This window comes from Tahibacter sp. (genome assembly GCF_032229445.1).
Taxonomy (GTDB): Bacteria; Pseudomonadota; Gammaproteobacteria; order Xanthomonadales; family Rhodanobacteraceae; genus Tahibacter.
In genome coordinates, this window is record NZ_JAVTWC010000002.1 from 81,628 (window position 1) to 99,546 (window position 17,919).

The window sequence follows — 17,919 nt, forward strand, 5'->3', positions numbered from 1 at the left end:
GACACTACGTCGCAGCAATGCCGCGGTCCTGTGCCGCACGCGAATCATGTCAGTGTCGTGAGCAGGAACGCGCGCGCGTAGCGCCAGTCGCGGTCGGCCGTGCGCCGCGTCACGCCGAGGATCTGCGCGATCTGCCCGGCATCCAGCCCGGCGAAATAGCGCAGCTCGAACACGCGCGCCGCGCGGGCGTCCTCCTGTTCGAGTCGCTCCAGCGCTTCTTCGATCGCCAGCGCCTGCTCCGCGCTCTCGACCGCCGCAGGCAGATCGCCTGCGGCGGAAAGCGTGATGCGCACCCAGTCGCCGCCAGCCTTCTGGCGCACGCGGTCGCGCGCGCGGTTGATCAGCAGGTGACGCATCGCGCGCGAGGCGTACACGAAGAACTGGCCTGCCTGCTCGAAGGTCAGTTCCTCGCGCACATTCATGCGCAGATACAGCTCGTGCACCAGCGCCGTCGTATCCAGCGTGCCGCGCGAACCGCGCGACAGCTCGCGGTGCGCGAGTTCCTTGAGCCGGTCGTAGACGGCTTCGAACCAGGCCTCCGGCGCTTCGTCGCGCGGCGCGGCTGGCACAGATGAATTCGGCATCATGGCGCGTCCTCGGCTTTCGCACGAGTCTAGTCAACGCGCGCAGCGATTCGCGGCGCGCCGACGCATTTCCGCGCGCCGGCGAGCTCGCCTGTCGGGGGTTTCCGGTCACGAAACGGCACCCTGGAAATCGTCGGCGAAGATCTCGTCGGCCGGCTCCAGCCTGACGGCGTCGATCCAGCCCAGCGTGCCGAGGCCGGAACCGCTGTCGAGTCCGCGTTCCATCACTTCCGGAACGAAGAGGATCGACGTGAAGCGTGTCCATTCGTTCGCCGGAATCACGATGAGGTCGCTGCCGCGCACCCAGCTCGTGCCGGTGGTGATGAGGATTTCGCCGCTGCGATCCGGCGTCGGTGTGCCGTGGCAGCCCTCGACGTAGTTGCCGTAGCGGCGGTATTCCCAGCGTAGCCGCACGGCGTCGCGCTGGCCGGCGAGAAAGCCGGCCGAGCGGCCCAACGCGCTGATGCGGTAGACGCCCGGACCCGGCACGTTGACGCACTGCGTATACGGACGCACGACCTGGCCCGCCACGGTATTGGACTGGCTCAGTCGCAGGGAACCGCCGCTGTCGCCGTTCTCGGTCCCATCCCAGGCACTGGTGCTCGCCTCGTTCGGTACCCAGTTGCGCAGGTCGGTGAGGAACATGCTGTTCTGCACGAGCGGCTGCAGGGACTGGCGTTCCAGCGCGCCGATGTCGCGGGGGCCATTGCGGTCGGGCACCTGGACGAGATCGATGCTGCGGTTGCGGCTGTAGAGATCCTGGTTGGCGTCGTTGAGGGGCTGGCGCAGCGTGAAATCCACGGCCGGCGACGCGGCGCTCAGCGAATAGTCGCCGTTGGCCGGATCGACGAAGCGCGGGTCGGCCAGGAAGATGTTCGGATTCGACAGATGCACCAGCGAACCGATTTCGCTGCTGATGATGTCGTGCACGCGCGTGGGATCGGGATTCACGCCATAGGTCAGCGTGGTCTTGCCGGGCTGCCAGTGGATCAGGTACTCCAGTTGTGTGAACCCGCTGACGGCGAGCGTATGCGCGGCACCTATCGTGTTGCCGGCGATGGTCGAGTCGCGCATCGTGAATCTGGCCGCCTCGATCAGGCGCGCACTGGTTTCGTTGTCGGTGATCAGCGCGTCATCAATGGTGGCTTGCTCGAGACGGACCAGCTCGCTGCCGCGGTTGCCCGACAATGCCATGCGCGAGAGGTACAGGACGTTGCCGCCCGTGCCGCCGATCACGCGTCCGCCGGGGCTGAGGTTGTCGCTGATGCGGCCGCAGGGCGCCCCGACGCTGCACGGCAGCGCCGATGCAGGAAACGACACCGATCCAGGAACCGAAGACGGCTGGTTGAAGTATGCGAACGAACCGAAGGTGCCGTCGTTGGCCAGCTGTATCGCCGCGCCCTCGGGCGCCTGGTTGCCGGTGAGCGAGGCATTTGACGCGTAGACGTTAGCGGGGTTGTAGTCCTCGGAGCTGCCCGACAACTTCGCGTAGAGGCCGCCGCCCTGCACGGTGGCGACGTTGTCGGAGATCCGGGTCAGCCGGGTCGCATGGGTCGAGTACATGCGCAGTTGCGCGCCGTGTTCCGCGCTGTTGTCGCAGGTCCCTTCCACCGCGATGCCACCGCCGTAGCGGGCCGTATTTCCCGACACCACGCCCGAGCCGCCGACGCCGGGACTGCCCAGGTACAGGATCGAATCGCGATCGCAGGACCGGATGTCGATGCCACCGCCATAGCCACCGCTGCCGCTGACGCTTTCGGCCGTGTTCTGCAGGATCCAGGTGAAATCATCCTCGATCGTGGTCTCGAGGTCTTCGAGCACGAGCCCGCCGCCGTTGTAGGCCGCGGTATTGAACGTCACGTAGGTATTGGCGCGCAGGACCAGCTCGGCGCTCTCGCCGGTGCCCAGCGCCGCGATGCCGCCGCCGTAGCCGGCGCGATTGTTCGACACGGTCGAATCGCCGATGTCGAGGATGCCGTTGCCCTGGAAGCGGATGCCGCCGCCGCGGCCCGTGCCGGTCACGTCGCCGCCGGTGATGGTGAGCTTGCGCAGGCGCACGATGCCGTTGGTGCCGACGCTGATGGTGAGCACCGGCGCCGCGGCGCCGCCTGCGCCGTCGAGTTCGGTGTTGATGCCGTCCTCGGCCGCAGCGCAGGAAGCGAAGCCGCCGGTGACGGTCAGGTCCTGGCTGGTCGTGAACGCAATCGCCTGTTGGCTGTAGCTGAGCTGGCGTGTGATGCGCACCGTATCGGCGCCCGCATGTGCCTCGGCCGCGGCGAGCGCCGCGGCGATGCTGGTATGCGTGCACGAGGTGGCCGACCCCACGCTGTAGATCAGGGCCTGGGCCGGCGCAGCCAGCGCGAGCAGCAGGCCCGCAAGCAGGATTCGGAAGGGCATTGACGTTCTCCTGTCGACGGCCGATCGCCGCCTCGGAGAACTGGAACCCTGTTTGCACGCGGATTTGGACACGCGGGTCTGAACACACCGGCTACACGGGCCACGACCGTCGCGCCACGCCACTCGCACCCGCGCTACTGCATCAGGGGGAACGCTACCGCGTCAGACGGAACGTCGACGCCTTCTCCCACAGCGACTTTATGTTGTCGCGCCAGCGCTGCGCCGCGGGCGGCGGCTCGGGCGGACCTTGCAGCGGCTCGGCCCGGGGCGTGTTGACCTTGCCTTCCTGCGCATAGCGCAGGGCCTCGATGGCGAGGCGGTCCCAGCGCAGGAAACTCGCGATCGGCACCAGCACCCACGGACTGCGTTCGCCGGGCACGCCCAGCGGCGCCCAGGCCGTCGCGCCCGGCAGCGCGAGCGCCTGCTCGCGCGCGCGTCCCTGCAGGCGAAACGCCATGCCGGGCAGCATGTAGAACAGAAACGGTGTGCCGTTGACCTGCACCGCCGGCTTGCCGTACAGGCTGGTCGCGGTCGCATCGTGCTGCCGCGTCATGAACTCGGCGATGGTGTCGTAACGGGTGCGGGCATTGGCCATGTCCGAACAGCCTCCCTGTGGCTGGTTGCGATGCTACGCCGATGTGTTGGGGCTGTCTGGTGCCGGGCTGACTCGGCTGTCAGAGCGCCCAGGCTGCTTCAAATGCGTCAAACAGCTGTGCGACGCGGCCGATGCGGTACGCATCCGGTCGCGCCTTGGCTGCCGCACGCACGAGGGTACCGAGGCAACCGTGATAGTCGGCGATCGTCAGCAGGATCGGCAGTAGCTCGTTGCTGCGGTCGGTCCCGGCCTCCTCGAACTGGAGCGGCGCGAGTTCCGAGGGCCAGGTGCGAAACGGCCCCGCGACTTGGTCAACGAGTCGCGCGATCTCCGGCGGCTGCAGCTCGCCCTGGAACGCCGTGCGGATTGGCGCATAAAACTCTGGGACTAGACCTATCGGGATGAAACCACTACCGCACGCGCCACTGAGGTCAATGGACAGAATCAAACCATGAGCGCGGTCTGCGATTCGAGCGACTGCAGAAAGATTGATGCTATCCAGATCGATTTCGCGTTCTGCCAGTCCGTGATCACCACTCGACGCGAGCGACTTCAAAGCGGCGACGTCGCGCCAACCTCTTGTCCGTGAATCAAAAGCTGCCGTTTGTTTCCAATGGGCATTCACTTCCTCCGGTCGATAAGACCCTGTGCCTGAAGTCTCAATCTGGTACATCAGGTCCACGAAATCGGGATGAAGAAATGGAAGTGTCGAGAGCCGCAGGTTCGCTGAGAATCTGTCGGTCATTGCCCATACGAACATCAGCTGCCATTCCGCACTCCCTTGCAACCCTTCATGCGGCAATCGTGCATAACGGAGGTCTCCAGCATCTATACGAAGATCGTCTAGCAGCGCCTGTCGCTTCGATACGGGAGCCAGCAACATCTCGATCGAAAGAACCTCGGCAAACGGACCGTGATATAGGGCAATGTCGTCGACGCGAAATGTCGGTTCACCAATTAACGTCGACCAATTAACCGACGAGGATGAGAATGCGCGAGCGGCGATTGCGGCTAAGTAAACGGGCAAATTGGCCAGTTTTCCCTCGATCGAGCCCACAAGCTGAACGCGCTGCCAGTACTCAACAAGTAATTTGGGCAGAAAGGCCGCGACTTGTTCGAACTTTCCATTCGCGAATAGCGCCTTGACGAGTTCTGAGTCGGGTGATGTGTCGCCGGCACCAACTATCGGGACAAGCTCGTCGGATGACGTCTCAGCACCAGAAGATGAAGTCGCGGCACTCTCGCTGGTCAATTCTTGTTCTCGCAACGATTGTTGCGTCGTCCTTTCGGCAGACTGCAAACTGACCTTGTCCAGCGCCGCACTGTCGAGACCTTCCACGCGCAATCGGCGCGACTGCTGCGTCGCGAAGGCGGCGCGCTGCCTCTCTGGCAGCGCTTCTTGCTCAACCAGCGTCAGCGTGCGGCCGCTGGCCAGCTTGACGACGGCGCGCACCGGCACCGGCAGATCCTCGACATCCTCACCAAGATGATCGCCGAGCGCGCGCAGGTCGGCCTCGTTGTCGCTCGCGATTTCGCCGAGCAGCCCGCGGTGGTACCAGCTCTCGAGCAACGCCGCGTCGCGCGGGCCGGACGCATCGGACGCATTGGCCTGTTTCGCATACCAGCGCGCGGCGGCTTGGTTGACCGCGACCGCGCGCGGCCCTTCGCGGTCGAGGATCAGCCCCAGCATCTGCCGGCGCACGTCGCGGCGATGGCGCAGGCCGTCGCCGTCAGGCGTGACCAGCCAGGCCAGTCGCTGCAGTTTCTGCAGCAGTGCCTGCGCGTGTGCCGTGTCGATCGCGCCGAGTCCGCAGGGACCGGCCAGCACTTCTTGAATCAGCGTCGGCGTCACCCGGCGCAGCACGAGCCCGGGGTTGGCCAGCGGTTTGATATCCGCGTCGCGCACGCGCTCGAGGATGCGGCCGTACAGAAACCGTTGCGCCGCATCGCCGAACCGCGCCAGCCCGTCGTCCGACCTCGCCTGGTCCAGCAGCGCGATCAGCGCCGCGACATCGTTGTCAGCGCAGTAGCGCGCCAGGATGCTGAGCACCAGCGGATTGCTGCCGAAGACCTCGACGCAGCGCCAGACCTGCTCCACATGCTGGTCGAGCTTTTCGCGCAGGAGCCGGTCTCGCAGCATCGCACGCGCGGCGCGAGCGCCGAGATCGCCGAGCGCGAGTTCGGCGAGGAAATACGGCCACAGGCGCGGACGCGACCCGTCGGGCACGAGCGCGCGGCCGCTACCGATCACCTGCACGCGCTGCAGACCGCTGTCGACACGCAAGGTATCGAGCCAGCCGAACAGCGCATCGAGCCGCGCGAAATCCACGACGGTGACTTCTTCCAGCGTATCGAGCACCAGCACCAGGTCGTGGATCCCGTGGGCGGCGAGCAGCGGCTTCCAGCTCGACAATTCCACCGTGATCGCAAATTTCAGGCGTTCATAGGCGCCGCTCGGGCTGCGCTCGATCTCGAGCAGGCTGCGACGCAAGTTAGCGCGCGATGCGGACAGCGCTTCATCGAGCGCCGGCCGCGCCAACGCGATCTGGCGCGCGGCTTCCAGCAGCATCGCGCCCTGGTCACCGGCCTTGAGCGCGGGTTCGTCGAAATCGAAATGCACGACGACGCGCCCATCCCAGCGCGGCCCGCGCAGCTTGCGGATGAGTTCGGATATCAGCGCGGATTTGCCCACGCCGCCGCCGCCGCTGAGCAGCAGCGCCGGCACGTCGGGCCAGCGCCGCTGGGCGAGGTTGGCCCGATGCAGGATCGCACCGGTCAGCGGCGCGTACTGCGCCTCGATCGCACGGGCCCCGGCGCGCGTGAATTCCTGCAGCAGGCGCAGTTCGCCGCCGCGACCGCGCAGCGGGCTGCGCAAGGTGTTCTGCAGCGACGCCGTCGCCGATTGCCGATTCAGGTCTGCGCGCGACCGGCGCGCCTGCTGGCCCAGATCCTGGCGCGCGATCGCGGCGCCCTGGGTCTGTGCGAGCCGCAGCAACTCCAGCGCGCGGTAACGCACAGCGCCGTTGCCCGAGGTGACTTTGGCCTTGCCGAGAATCGCCGCGATCTGGCGCGCGAGTGCGTCCTGCGACTGGGCCGCGAGCGCGCGTTCGAACTCCGCTTCCGACAGTTCCACGAGCACGCGCTGGCGCGCCGGCTGCTGCAGGGTCCAGCGGAACGCGCCGTCGTGCTCGATCTCGATCGCATCGCGCGCCAGCTGCTGCAGCGCCGTGCGCCGCTGCGATGGATCCGCGATCGTCGCTACCAGCGCCTGCGCATCGAAGCTCTCGCAGACCGCGGCCTGCGCCAGAACGGCCCGCACCGCGTCGTCGTGTGTGCTCATGAGCCCGGCTTCCGGGTCCATTCATTGGCGGCGCGCCGCAGCGGTCCGGTCAGGTACTGGCTGAGCCGCACCAGCAGATCGCCATTCGCACCGCTGTCGGTGCGCACGCTGTGCAGGACCAGCCGCGCCAGGCGCACGATCTCGTTGCGGTCGGGAGAAATCTTGCAATCGGTCAGCAGGCAGGCGAGATAGCGTTCCAGCGCGGCCGCGTCGAGAAACGCCGGATTGGGCAGTTCTTCTTCCGCCGCCGCCGCCGGATCGCCGGCCGGCAGCGCGCCGTCTAGGCCGAGCAGGACGACACGGATTTCCGGTGTCGAGCGGATCTGCTGGTACAGCGTGTCGAGAAACTGGCGCGAGCCTGTCGCCGGAAGGCTCGACTTGTTGAGCTGATCGATCACGAGCCAGAGCAAGCGGCCGTGAGCCGGATCGCGCGCCAGCGCCGCTTCACTGACCACGGCGCGGAAGGCCGGGAACAGATGATCGCGCACCCAGGCGATATCGGTGCTCGCGCCGTCGTCGGGCGACGGCAGGGTTTGTCGTTTTGCCGCGGCGACGCCGGCGCGCTCGAGAATCACGGTGGCAAAATCGCGTGCGCCGAGCGGCAGTTCGGCGGCGGCGAAGTTCACGAGCCACGGCGCGATGAAGCCGAGCCGGTCTTCGATGATCTGGCTCGTGAAGCTTTTGCCGCACAGGTCCGGACCGCGCACGATCAGGATGGGCTTGGCCGCCTGCGGCGTGAGCATCTGGCCGAGCTGACGGCTGGTCTGTTCACGCCCGAGCACCGGGTGCGTGCCGCGCGACAGCCGCCAGACCGTGTCGGTCGCCGCGTCCACGCTGTCGCTGTGCGGGGCGACCGCGGCGATCTCGCGCGCCGCGACCGCGAGATTGTGCTTGAGCGTGCCATTGGCCTCGCTGAGCTTGCCCCGGTGCAGCGCGATGAGATTGCCGCTCTTGTCCAGGCACAGGCCGCCGGACGAGCCCGCGGTCGTCGGTGCCATGTGCCGCACTTCGCCGTTGGCCGCGAGCGTAATCTCGTCGGTGACGCCGATGCACTGGGCGAACTGGCTCGGGTGCTGTAGCACGAACAGGAATTCATGCGCGCCAAGCGGGACGGCTGCCGCGTCCTTGAGTGCGTACCAGCTGCGCGCGCGTCCCGGCGCTCCGTGCAGTCGCAGCACGGCGAAATCCAGTTGGTGCGGCCGGTGCGCGGTCATGTCGGCGTAGTTCCCCGCGCTGGTGACGTCGAGTTCGCCCAGCGGCATCGGGCTCCAGTCCACGAGCCAGTCGTCGACGGCGACCTGATCCTCGCCGCTGCCACCGTCGAGAAAATCGAACCGACAGACCAGTTGCGCGGCCGAGTCCGGCTTGGCTTTGCCCGTGGCCGGATCCATCAGCCCCTGCACCACGTGCCAGTTCGTCAGCACGGTCTGCGGCCCGACGAGGAAGCCGCTGCCGCGCGCGCCGCCGGCGCGCACCTCGCAGACCCGGCGCAGCCCGCGCAGCAGGCCGCCGGTGAAGGTGGCCGCGTTGAGCCACGGCATCATGCGCGGATGCAGTCCTTCGGGCTGGAACGCCCCCGCCGCCGCATCCTGCGGCGTGAACCGCGGCGCGATCAGTTGCAGCGCCTGCGGCGGTAGAACCTGCGCTTCGATTGCATGGGTCACGAGCTCCACGCACCAGCCGCGTTCCAGCGCCAGCGCAAACGCCGCGGCATACGCAGCCACGGCCTGCGCGTGGCCCAGCGCCGCGAGCTTGAAGTCGATGTAGTCGGCGTCTCCGCAACGCCGCGCGACCCGGTCGAAGACCTGCGCGAACAGCGCCCGTGTCGCACCGACCTGTTCGGCCAGCGCAACCGCGAGCACGCTGTCGGCAGACGCGTTCAAACCCAGGTCAGGCCGGCCAGCAGCGGTGCCGTACCGCCGTCACGCACGGCCAGCAGCGAATGGGCGTAGTTGGATTCCAGCCACAGCCCGGCGAAATGCAGGCCGCAGACCGGAATGCCGTCGCTCAGCCGCATCACGCAGGACCCCGAATTGCCGGGCAAGGTCGTGGCGTCATGATCGAAGGAGATCGGGCCGGCGGTTTGTTCGATGCGTCCGGGGCTGAGGTACTTGCGCCCGTAGCGCAGGCCGAAGATCGCGCGCAGCCGTTCGACCACGTCCATGCGCACGCGGCCGTCGGGCGTGGTCGGAAACGACTGCGGCGCGGCCGGATAGCCGCAGACGATAAGGTTGGGTTCCTGCAGTCCGAGCACCGCCTGCGACAACGGCAGCAGCGGCGGCAGCGCGCGTCCGGCCGCGTTGGAGGTTTCCACGCGCAGCAGGGCCAGGTCGAGATGCGCCGCATCGAAGCGATGGCCGAGGATCGGATCCGGCCCGGCGAACACCACCTCGCTGACGCGGAAGCGTCGCGCCGGATCGTTCGCGAGCGGCGAGAAATCGATGCTCGCCTCGCGCGTGAGCAGCCAGCGGTCGGGATTGGTCGCGCGCGGCACCGGCGCGGCGAGGGTTTCGGCGACGTGGCGATTCGTCATGACCAGATCCGGCGCGACGACGAAACCCGTGCCCGAGTGCGCGCCGTCGGCGTCGATGCGGCCGACCGAGACCATGCGCGTCTCGATGTCCGCCAGCGCCAGCAGCAGCAGACCCTGGAATTCGCCGAGGTCCGCGAGCTGATCGGCCGTCGGATTGCGCAGGTCGAGCTCCAGCGTCTGCGCGCCGTCGCGATCGACGATAGTCAAGGCCGGGCGCTCGGTCAGCTTGACGAGGGCTTCCAGACCGACGCGCTGCGCCAGCGACAAGGTCGCGGCGCTGCCGCGCGCGTGCAACTGATCGATGCCCGCGGCGATCTGGCCGATTTCCGCCGCCGCGCCACTGCGCTGCACCGGATCCACGCGCCGCTGCACGGACTCCATCAGCGCATCGCGCCCTCTGGGTGCCAGGTTGTTCTGCGCCGACTCCAGCGACAGCGCCACGCCGCCAGGCTGGCTGCCGAGCTTGCGGATCAACCGTTCGTTGCTGCTCGGGTCGGCCGGCGGCGGCGGCGGTGGCTGGCGCGCCGGACGGCGCGCGCGCAGCGCGAGTGCGGCCAGGCGCGAGTCGGTCGACACCTGCGCCGCTTCGATGAGTCCTTCCGAGGCTTCCCGGTCAAAAGCGCGCGCTTCGCGCCGGCCGGCGCTGAGGTCTCGACCGCTCTTGGCATCGGCCAGCACGAGGCTGGCCACTTCGAGGCCGTGCGCCGCCCAGTCGAAAACCGGGTCGGCCGTGCCCGGGCCCTGCGCCGCCTCCAGCACCTGGCCAAAGGCTTCCGCGTCGCTCGCGCGCGGCCGGCTGCCGACGGCGATCTGCGCCAGTGGCAGTGTCAGCAGTGCGGCCGCATCGACGATACCGGCGCCGAGCTTACCGCTGATCCAGTCGGCCGGACGCCGCGCCGTCTGGCGCAACGCGGCGCGGAACAGTTCCTGTACGCGCACGTTGCGTGCGCGGGCCTGGGCCTGCACGGCCGCCCGGCCGAAATGCGCGAGCCACAGCGCGGCGACACCGGCCGTCAGCGCCGTCGCGAACGACGTGCCCTGCCCTCCGGAGACTTGCGCCGGCGGATCGGCCGCGCTCTTGCGCTCGGCCCGCCATACCAGCTCGGCCGGTGCCGAAATCGCGACCGCGCCGCCGCTGCTGGAACCTTTCCACTTCTGGTCCTGGATATTGGTGCCGCCGACCGCGATCACGTCGTCGTACTGTGCCGGCCAGACGACCAGGCCCACGCAGTTGCCGGCAGCCGCGACGACGATCATGTCCGCGTCGACCGCCTTGCGGATGGCCTTGTGGACCGACCGGCTGGGCGTGCCGCCCAGGCTCATCGATATGACGTCGGCACCGACCTTGCGCGCATGCTCGATGGCCTTGGCCACGGGCGTGCCGTCGAACACCTTGACGTCGTCGAGGCAGCGTATCGGAATCAGCTCCGCGTTCGGCGCGGCGCCGACGATCTGGCCGTTCATGCCCGAGGCCAGGACGCTGCCGGTCGCCGTGCCGTGGCCGGGATTGGCCGCGCTGCGGTGCAGCGGATCTAGCGGATTCGTGCCGCCTTCGAGGATGTTCAGCGCGTCGGCCAGGCGCAGGTTCGCGTCCTGGATCTCCGGGTGGTCGGTGATGCCGGTATCCGGCTGCGCCACTTTGATGCCGCTGCCCATGAGCGGCGATATCGCCCAGGCCTGCGGCACACGCAGGTTATCCAGCGCCCAGCGCTTGTTCGCCGGCGCATCGCCGGCGACCCAGCACATCGCGTCGACGACGGCGGATTCCGTGGTACCCAGCCGCTGCGGCTCGGGATCGACGAACACGTCGGCGCCCAGATCCGGCTCGCACGAGGTCAGGTGCAGCGCGATGCGCAGTTCCTCGGCCATGGCGAACAGCATTTCCGGCGGCACCGTGCGCTCCACACCCGGGAAGGCCAGCACGAGGAACACCGATTCGTTCGGGTCGTCGTCGCTGAACAGGGGCTCCAGCAGGAATCGCGGCGACTCCAGCAGCGCGGTCAGCGGCCCGCGCAGCGCCTGCGCACGGGCGGCGGCGGACTGGCCGTCGGGCGGCAGCTCGAGCGCGAAGCGCAACTGGTTGGGCAAATAGGCATGGGTGACATCCGCATCAGTCGCGGCGGCCAGGGAACGCAACACGAACAGCGCGTGATTCGACATGACCGTAGCTCCTGAGCTCGAAGAAAACCGGGATCGACAAAAACCGGAATCGATGCAACCCACCCGAGCGAACGCCTGACGGCAACGGCGATGCAGCCGTCATGCCGGCGCCGGTGCGCACTCTGCATGAACTATGGAATTCCAAGCATTATCCACATACGCCGTTCAACCGGCACGACATCAGTGCCCTCTGCGCTGGATATCTCTCAGTGGCGTCGCGGTCGTGCGCCCGCCCGGCGGGCCCGCGCAGAGCATCCGCTCAGCGCACCAGCTTGCGATGCGCGTGGATCGACATGAGCACGCCGAAGCCGGTCAGCAGGCTGACCGCGGAGGTGCCGCCGTAGCTCACCAGCGGCAGCGGCACGCCGACCACGGGCAACAGGCCCGTGATCATGCCGCCGTTGACCATGACGTAGACGAAGAAGGACATGCCGATCGAGCCGGCGAGCAGGCGCGAATAGGTGTCCTTGGCATTGGCCGCGATCCACAGGCTGCGGCCGATGATGAACACATACAGCGAGATCAGCAGCAGCACGCCGATGAGGCCGAACTCCTCGCTGAACACCGAAAACACGAAGTCGGTCGTGTGCTCGGGCAGAAACTCCAGGCGCGACTGGCTGCCCTGGTGCCAGCCCTTGCCGAACACGCCGCCGGCGCCGACCGCGATTTCCGACTGGATGATGTGCCAGCCGTTGCCGAGCGGATCGGACTCTGGATCCATGAACATGCGCACGCGGTTGCGCTGGTATTCGTGCAGGAAATGCCACGCGACGGGCGCCGCGGCCGCGACCGTGCCGAGCAGGCTCGCGATGCGCCACCAGGACAGGCCGGAAAGGAACAGCGCGAAGGCGCCGCTCGCGGCGACCAGCAGCGAGGTACCGAGGTCGGGCTGCTCGGCGATCAGCCCGGCCGGGATTCCGATGATGACCGTGACCATGAACAGGTCGCGCCAGTCCGGCGGCAGGGTGCGCGCGTGCAGGTACCACGCGACCATCATCGGCGTGGCCAATTTGAGCAATTCCGACGGCTGGAAGCGCACGAACTTCAGGTCCAGCCAGCGGTTGGAGCCGCGCCCCTCGCCGACCAGCTCGACCAGCACCAGCAGCACCACGCCCACCGCGTAGAACCACGGCGTCCAGTTGCGCAACGTGGACGGCGGAATGCGCGACATGACGATCAGCGCGATGCCGCCCATGAGGAAGCGCGCGCCCTGGTTGAGCACGATGGACGCGTCCTTGTCGCCGGCGCTGTAGAGCGTGACGAGACCGATCATCGCGACCAGCACCAGCGCCAGCAGCAGCGGCAGGTCCAGACGCGGCCGGCGCAACTGGCTGCGCGCCGCGGCGGCGAGGCGGTCGAGATTCAGATCGATCATCGGGCCGGTTCCGCAGGCACTGTGGCGGCCGGTGCCGGAGGCGCCTGCATACCGGGAGCCGCCGCACTGGCCGTGGTACCCGGCGGCGGCGCGAGCCAGCTGTCGAGGATCTGCCGCGCCAGCGGCGCGGCGTCGCGCGAACCGCTGGCGGCGACTTCCATCACCAGCGCGAGCGCGATCTGCGGCTGTTCCACCGGGGCGAATGCCACGAACAGGGCCTGGTGGCGCTGCGCATCGCTGAGCCCGCGCGTGTCGACTTCGTTGCCGGTGCGCGAGAAGTTCTGCGCCGTGCCAGTCTTGCCGGCGGCGGTATAGGGCGTGCCGGCGAACGCGCGCGCCGCCGTGCCGGTGGGACCGGCGACGACCGCGACCAGGCCGTCGCGCACGCGCTCCCAATGGGCCATGTTGACGATGAAGCTCGGCTCGGCGGCTGCCACGACCGCCGGTTCGATCGGCGCATTGAAGCCCGACTGGGTCGCGCGCAGCAGATGGATCGGATGATGCTCGCCGCGCGCGGCGAGGATCGCGGTCGCGTTCGCGAGTTGCACCGGCGTGACCACCCAGTAGCCCTGGCCGATGCCGGCGATGACGGTTTCGCCCGGATACCAGGGCTTGTCGAACATTGCGCGCTTCCAGTCCTTGGACGGCAGGACGCCGACGCCTTCGCCGCCGAGGTCGATGCCAGTGCGCGCGCCGAAGCCGAACTTCGCCAGATAGCCCGACATGCGATCGATACCCATGTCGAGCGCGAGCGAATAGAAGTAGGTGTTCACCGACTGCGCCAGCGACTCGACCAGACCGACACGGCCGTGACCGCCGCGACGGTGGTCGCGATAGCCACGCGCCTGGCCCGGGATATGGAATTCGCCCGTCGAGAGCACCGTGTCGTCGAGCCGGCGCACGCCCTGCTCCAGTCCGGCGATGCCCATGAACGGCTTCATCGTCGAACCCGGCTTGTAGGTGCCCACCAGCGCGCGATGCAGCAGCGGCCGCAGCGGCGAGCCGATCAGCGACCGATAGTCGAAATGGCTGATGCCGTTGACGAACAGGTTGGGGTCGAAGCTCGGCACGCTGACCATCGCCAGTACCTCGCCGTTGCGCGGGTCGATCGCGACGGCGGCACCGGGTTTGCCGTCGAACACGGCCTCGGCCGCTTCCTGCAGGCGCACGTCGATGCTGAGGTAGAGATTCCTGCCCGGCGTCGGCGGCGTCGAATCGAGCACGCGCAGCACGCGTCCGTCGGCGTTGACCTCGACGCGCTCGTAGCCGGGCTCGCCGTGCAGCTGCTTCTCGTAATAGCGCTCGATGCCGGTCTTGCCGATGTGGGTGGTGCCGGCGTAGCGCGTCACGTCGAGGTCGCGCAGGTCGGCCTCGTCGATGCGCGACACGTAGCCGACGACATGGCCGAATTCGGCGCCGCGCGGATAGGTGCGCGTGAGGTAAGGCACCACTTCCACACCGTGGAAGCGCCAGCGGTTGACCGCGAACTTCGCCACCTCGTCCTCGGACAGGCGGAAGCGCAGCGGCAGGCTGTTGAAGCCCCGCCGCCCCTTGCGCTGCTCCTTGAAGCGCTTGACGTCGTCGTCGGTCACCGGCACGACGTCGCGCAGGTTTTCCAGCAGCGCGTCGACGTCCTTGACCTGCTCGGGAACGACTTCGAGCCGGAAGGCCGCGGTGTTGTCGGCCAGCAGGGTGCCGTTGCGGTCGAAGATCAGGCCACGCGCCGGCGGGATCGGCCGCAGCTTGATGCGATTCTGGTCGGCGCGCGTGGCGAATTCGTCATGGCGCACCACCTGCAGATGGACGAAGCGCGCGGCCAGCACGCCGAGGAAAACCACGATGATGAGGAATCCGACGATGGCGCGGCGCTGGAACAGCGCGACTTCGCGCGCGCTGTCCTTGAGCTTGGAACGCCGCAGGTTCATGCCTCGTGCACACGCAGACGCGCGCGCAGATCGTCGAACAGCAGGAACACCCAGGGCCAGGCCAGCATGCCGGCGACCGGCGCGTACCAGAACGACGCCGGCGGCATCGGCGCGCCGGTGAACGCGCGCTCCATCAGGCTCAGCACGCGGTCGTTGAGCAGCAGCGCGAACACCGCAAGCGACTGCTGCCACATCGGAAAGAAGCGCAGGCGCGAGCGGAAGCGCAGCACGATGAAGGCCAGCGCCGCCAGGCGCAGCGCCTGGTCGCCGAGCAGATCGCCCTGCAGCACATCGCCGACGAGGCCGAGCACGAAGGCGCGGCCGAGGCCGACGCGGTCGGGTTCCTCGAGCGCCCAGTAGATCAGGATCAGGCCCAGCCAGTACGGCCGGAACGGCAGCATCAGGTCCGGCAACGGCATCAGCTGCAGCAGGCAGGCGACGATGAGGCTGAAGATAAACAGCAGGAAATGCGCGCGGTGCCGGTTCATGTCGTGGGTTCCGGCGGCGCGTCGACCGGCGGCGGCGTGGCTGCAGGCGGCCTGGCAGCCGGCGACGGTGGGGTCACTGGCGGAGCCGCAACGGGCGGCGGGCTGGTTCGCACGGAACCCGATCCGGCGTTTGCGGCCGTTGCTGGAGTGGTTCCCGGGCTGGCGGCGGGCGCTGACATGGAGGGCTTTGCATTCGCGGGAACGGCCGGTGCCAGTGCGTCCGGCGGCGGTGCCGGCGGTCCGCTCGCGGGCTTGAGCGCCGGCGGACCGACCGGATCGGCCAGCGGCCGCAGCAGCAATACGTCGCCGCTGCGCTCCAGTGCCGCCGCGGGCCGCGCGACCGCCACGGCGAACATCCCGCTGGGCTCCGCCGCGACCGAGACGATCTCGCCGACCGGGAAGCCGGCCGGGAAACTGCCGCCCAGACCCGATGTCAGCAGCTTGTCGCCGGCCTTCACGTCGGCACTGACCGGGATGTTCGGCACGTCCAGCCGGTCGCTGCTGCCGCTGCCATAGGCGATGGTGCGCAGGCCGGTGCGCTCGATCACGACCGGCAGCGCGTGGCTGGTATCGGTGATGAGCACGGCAGTCGATGTGGTCGGCAGCACTTCGCTGATCTGGCCCATGACGCCGTAGGCGTCGAGCACCGCCTGCCCGACGACCACACCCTGGCGCGCGCCGGCGTCGAGCGTGATGCGCTGGCGATAGGGGTCGAGCACGATGTCGATGAGCTTGGCCAACTGCACGCCCAGGCCCAGCGAATGCTGCACGTCGAGCAATTCCTTCAGGCGCGTGTTCTGCTCGGCGACCGCGCCAAGCCGGTTCAGGCGCGCCTGAGTCAGCAGCAGCGCCTCACGCAGGCGCTGGTTTTCCTGGGTCAGCGCCTGACGGTCGGCAATCGCCAGACGCACCGTGCGCGCCGCATCCGCCGGCATCGCCGCGATCCGATAGACCGGCTCCACCGCGACCGCCGCGTACTGGCGCACGCGCGCCAGATAATGGCCGCGATAGTCGGCCACCATCAGCGCCACACCGGCCGCCAGATAGACGACCAGCCGCAAGGTGCTGGACGCTCCGGCGCCGAACAGGGGGCTGGTATCGGTGCGGGCAAGCGGCATGCGGAATCAGCCAGGGATAGCGCTTCGGCTCGACGGCCGCCGCGCAAGACGCGAATCAGAGAAACGAATTGTGCTTTTGCTGTTGGAGCCCCCTTGAGTCAAGGGGGCGGCCAAACGCGCAGCGTTTGGCGGGGTTGTGGAGATCTGGTGCACGGCCCAATGGCCTCACGCCCTATTGCTGCTGCGGAGCAAAAACGGAGCCCCCTTGAGTCAAGGGGGCGGCCAACGCTTGCGTTGGCCAGGGTTGTGGAGATCTGGTGCTGGATACAAACGCGTCACGGCCCGAACTGGCGCCGCGGGTCAATCGGGAGCGAAGAAATCACTCCCATGCAGATCGATCAGCTCCAGCGCACGACCACCACCGCGGGCCACACAGGTCAGCGGCTCGTCGGCAACCTGCACGTGCAGGCCGGTTTCCTCGGAGATCAGCCGATCCAGGTCACGCAGCAGCGCGCCACCGCCGGTCAGCACGATGCCGCGCTCGGCCACGTCGGAACACAGCTCCGGCGGAGTCTGCTCCAATGCGCTGCGTACCGCCGAGACGATGCCCGACAAGGGCTCGTGCAGCGCTTCCAGCACTTCGTTGGAGTTGATCGTGAACATGCGCGGCACGCCTTCGGCCAGGTTGCGGCCGGAGACTTCGATCTCACGCACCTCGCTCTGCGGGTAGGCGCAGCCGACTTCGAGCTTGATGCGCTCGGCCGTGGCCTCGCCGATCAGGGTGCCGTGGTTGCGCCGCACGTAGTTGACGATGGACTCGTCGAAGCGGTCGCCACCGATTCGCACGGACTGCGAATAAACGATGCCATTCAACGAGATGACAGCCACTTCCGAGGTGCCGCCGCCGATGTCCAGCACCATCGAGCCACGCGCTTCATGTACCGGAATGCCGGCACCGATGGCGGCGGCCATGGGTTCTTCGATCAGGAACACGTCGCGGGCACCGGCGCCTTCGGCCGATTCCTTGATCGCACGCCGCTCGACCTGGGTCGAGCCGCACGGTACACAGATCAGCACGCGCGGACTGGGTCGCAACATGCGGCCCTTGTGCACCTGCTTGATGAAATGCTGCAGCATCGCCTCGGTCATCATGAAATCGGCGATGACGCCGTCCTTCATGGGCCGGATCGCGACGATGGACCCAGGCGTCCGCCCGAGCATGCGCTTGGCGTCGGCGCCGACCGCCGCGACGCTGCGCGGGCCACCCGGACCGCGGTCCTGGCGGATGGCGACGACCGAGGGTTCGTTGAGCACGATGCCCTGGCCACGCACGTAGATGAGGGTATTGGCTGTACCGAGGTCGATCGAAAGATCGTTGGAAAACATACCGCGAACGAATTTGAACATGATCGCCCAGAGCTGGAGAGGGGGGGCGGAAAAGGCCGCACAGTCTATTGTCGACAC

At 68.0% G+C, this 17,919-nt stretch carries 11 protein-coding genes; all 11 read right to left on the reverse strand.

The window, feature by feature from the left end:
* Positions 1-44: 44 nt before the first annotated feature.
* Positions 45-587 (reverse strand): ECF-type sigma factor, encoded by a 543-nt coding sequence (locus RUU78_RS00370; protein ID WP_313912595.1) that lies wholly within the window; start codon positions 585-587, stop codon positions 45-47.
* 105 nt (positions 588-692) lie between these two features.
* Positions 693-2,981, reverse strand: a complete 2,289-nt coding sequence (locus RUU78_RS00375; RefSeq protein ID WP_313912596.1) for a hypothetical protein — start codon at positions 2,979-2,981, stop codon at positions 693-695.
* Positions 2,982-3,135: 154 nt separating this feature from the next.
* Positions 3,136-3,576, reverse strand: coding sequence for a hypothetical protein (locus RUU78_RS00380; RefSeq protein ID WP_313912597.1), 441 nt, complete (start codon positions 3,574-3,576; stop codon positions 3,136-3,138).
* 79 nt (positions 3,577-3,655) lie between these two features.
* Positions 3,656-6,451, reverse strand: a complete 2,796-nt coding sequence (locus RUU78_RS00385; RefSeq protein WP_313912598.1) for a hypothetical protein — start codon at positions 6,449-6,451, stop codon at positions 3,656-3,658.
* A gap of 461 nt (positions 6,452-6,912) precedes the next feature.
* Positions 6,913-8,799, reverse strand: coding sequence for a serine protease (locus RUU78_RS00390; protein ID WP_313912599.1), 1,887 nt, complete (start codon positions 8,797-8,799; stop codon positions 6,913-6,915).
* Complete coding sequence (locus RUU78_RS00395) at positions 8,796-11,609, reverse strand: S8 family serine peptidase (protein WP_313912600.1); 2,814 nt, start codon at positions 11,607-11,609, stop codon at positions 8,796-8,798. Before RUU78_RS00395 ends, RUU78_RS00390 begins: the two co-directional genes overlap by 4 nt.
* Before the next feature lie 259 nt (positions 11,610-11,868).
* Positions 11,869-12,984, reverse strand: a complete 1,116-nt coding sequence (rodA, locus tag RUU78_RS00400) for a rod shape-determining protein RodA (RefSeq protein WP_313912601.1) — start codon at positions 12,982-12,984, stop codon at positions 11,869-11,871.
* Positions 12,981-14,909, reverse strand: coding sequence for a penicillin-binding protein 2 (mrdA, locus tag RUU78_RS00405; RefSeq protein WP_313912602.1), 1,929 nt, complete (start codon positions 14,907-14,909; stop codon positions 12,981-12,983). Before mrdA ends, rodA begins: the two co-directional genes overlap by 4 nt.
* Complete coding sequence (mreD, locus tag RUU78_RS00410; protein WP_313912603.1) at positions 14,906-15,397, reverse strand: rod shape-determining protein MreD; 492 nt, start codon at positions 15,395-15,397, stop codon at positions 14,906-14,908. The genes mrdA and mreD overlap by 4 nt, the downstream gene beginning before the upstream one ends.
* Positions 15,394-16,515 carry a rod shape-determining protein MreC gene (mreC, locus tag RUU78_RS00415; RefSeq protein WP_313912604.1) on the reverse strand — a complete coding sequence of 374 codons (1,122 nt, stop codon included), beginning with the start codon at positions 16,513-16,515 and terminating at the stop codon, positions 15,394-15,396. Before mreC ends, mreD begins: the two co-directional genes overlap by 4 nt.
* 300 nt (positions 16,516-16,815) lie before the next feature.
* Positions 16,816-17,862, reverse strand: a complete 1,047-nt coding sequence (locus tag RUU78_RS00420) for a rod shape-determining protein (RefSeq protein WP_313912605.1) — start codon at positions 17,860-17,862, stop codon at positions 16,816-16,818.
* Positions 17,863-17,919 lie beyond the last annotated feature (57 nt).

Excerpts from the sequence above, each read along its gene's own strand:
- RUU78_RS00370 (WP_313912595.1), bottom strand. The coding sequence starts at position 587 with ATGATGCCGAATTCATCTGTGCCAGCCGCGCCGCGCGACGAAGCGCCG.
- RUU78_RS00375 (WP_313912596.1), bottom strand. The coding sequence starts at position 2,981 with ATGCCCTTCCGAATCCTGCTTGCGGGCCTGCTGCTCGCGCTGGCTGCG.
- RUU78_RS00380 (WP_313912597.1), bottom strand. The coding sequence starts at position 3,576 with ATGGCCAATGCCCGCACCCGTTACGACACCATCGCCGAGTTCATGACG.
- RUU78_RS00395 (WP_313912600.1), bottom strand. The coding sequence starts at position 11,609 with ATGTCGAATCACGCGCTGTTCGTGTTGCGTTCCCTGGCCGCCGCGACT.
- rodA (WP_313912601.1), bottom strand. The coding sequence starts at position 12,984 with ATGATCGATCTGAATCTCGACCGCCTCGCCGCCGCGGCGCGCAGCCAG.
- mrdA (WP_313912602.1), bottom strand. The coding sequence starts at position 14,909 with ATGAACCTGCGGCGTTCCAAGCTCAAGGACAGCGCGCGCGAAGTCGCG.
- mreD (WP_313912603.1), bottom strand. The coding sequence starts at position 15,397 with ATGAACCGGCACCGCGCGCATTTCCTGCTGTTTATCTTCAGCCTCATC.
- mreC (WP_313912604.1), bottom strand. The coding sequence starts at position 16,515 with ATGCCGCTTGCCCGCACCGATACCAGCCCCCTGTTCGGCGCCGGAGCG.
- RUU78_RS00420 (WP_313912605.1), bottom strand. The coding sequence starts at position 17,862 with ATGTTCAAATTCGTTCGCGGTATGTTTTCCAACGATCTTTCGATCGAC.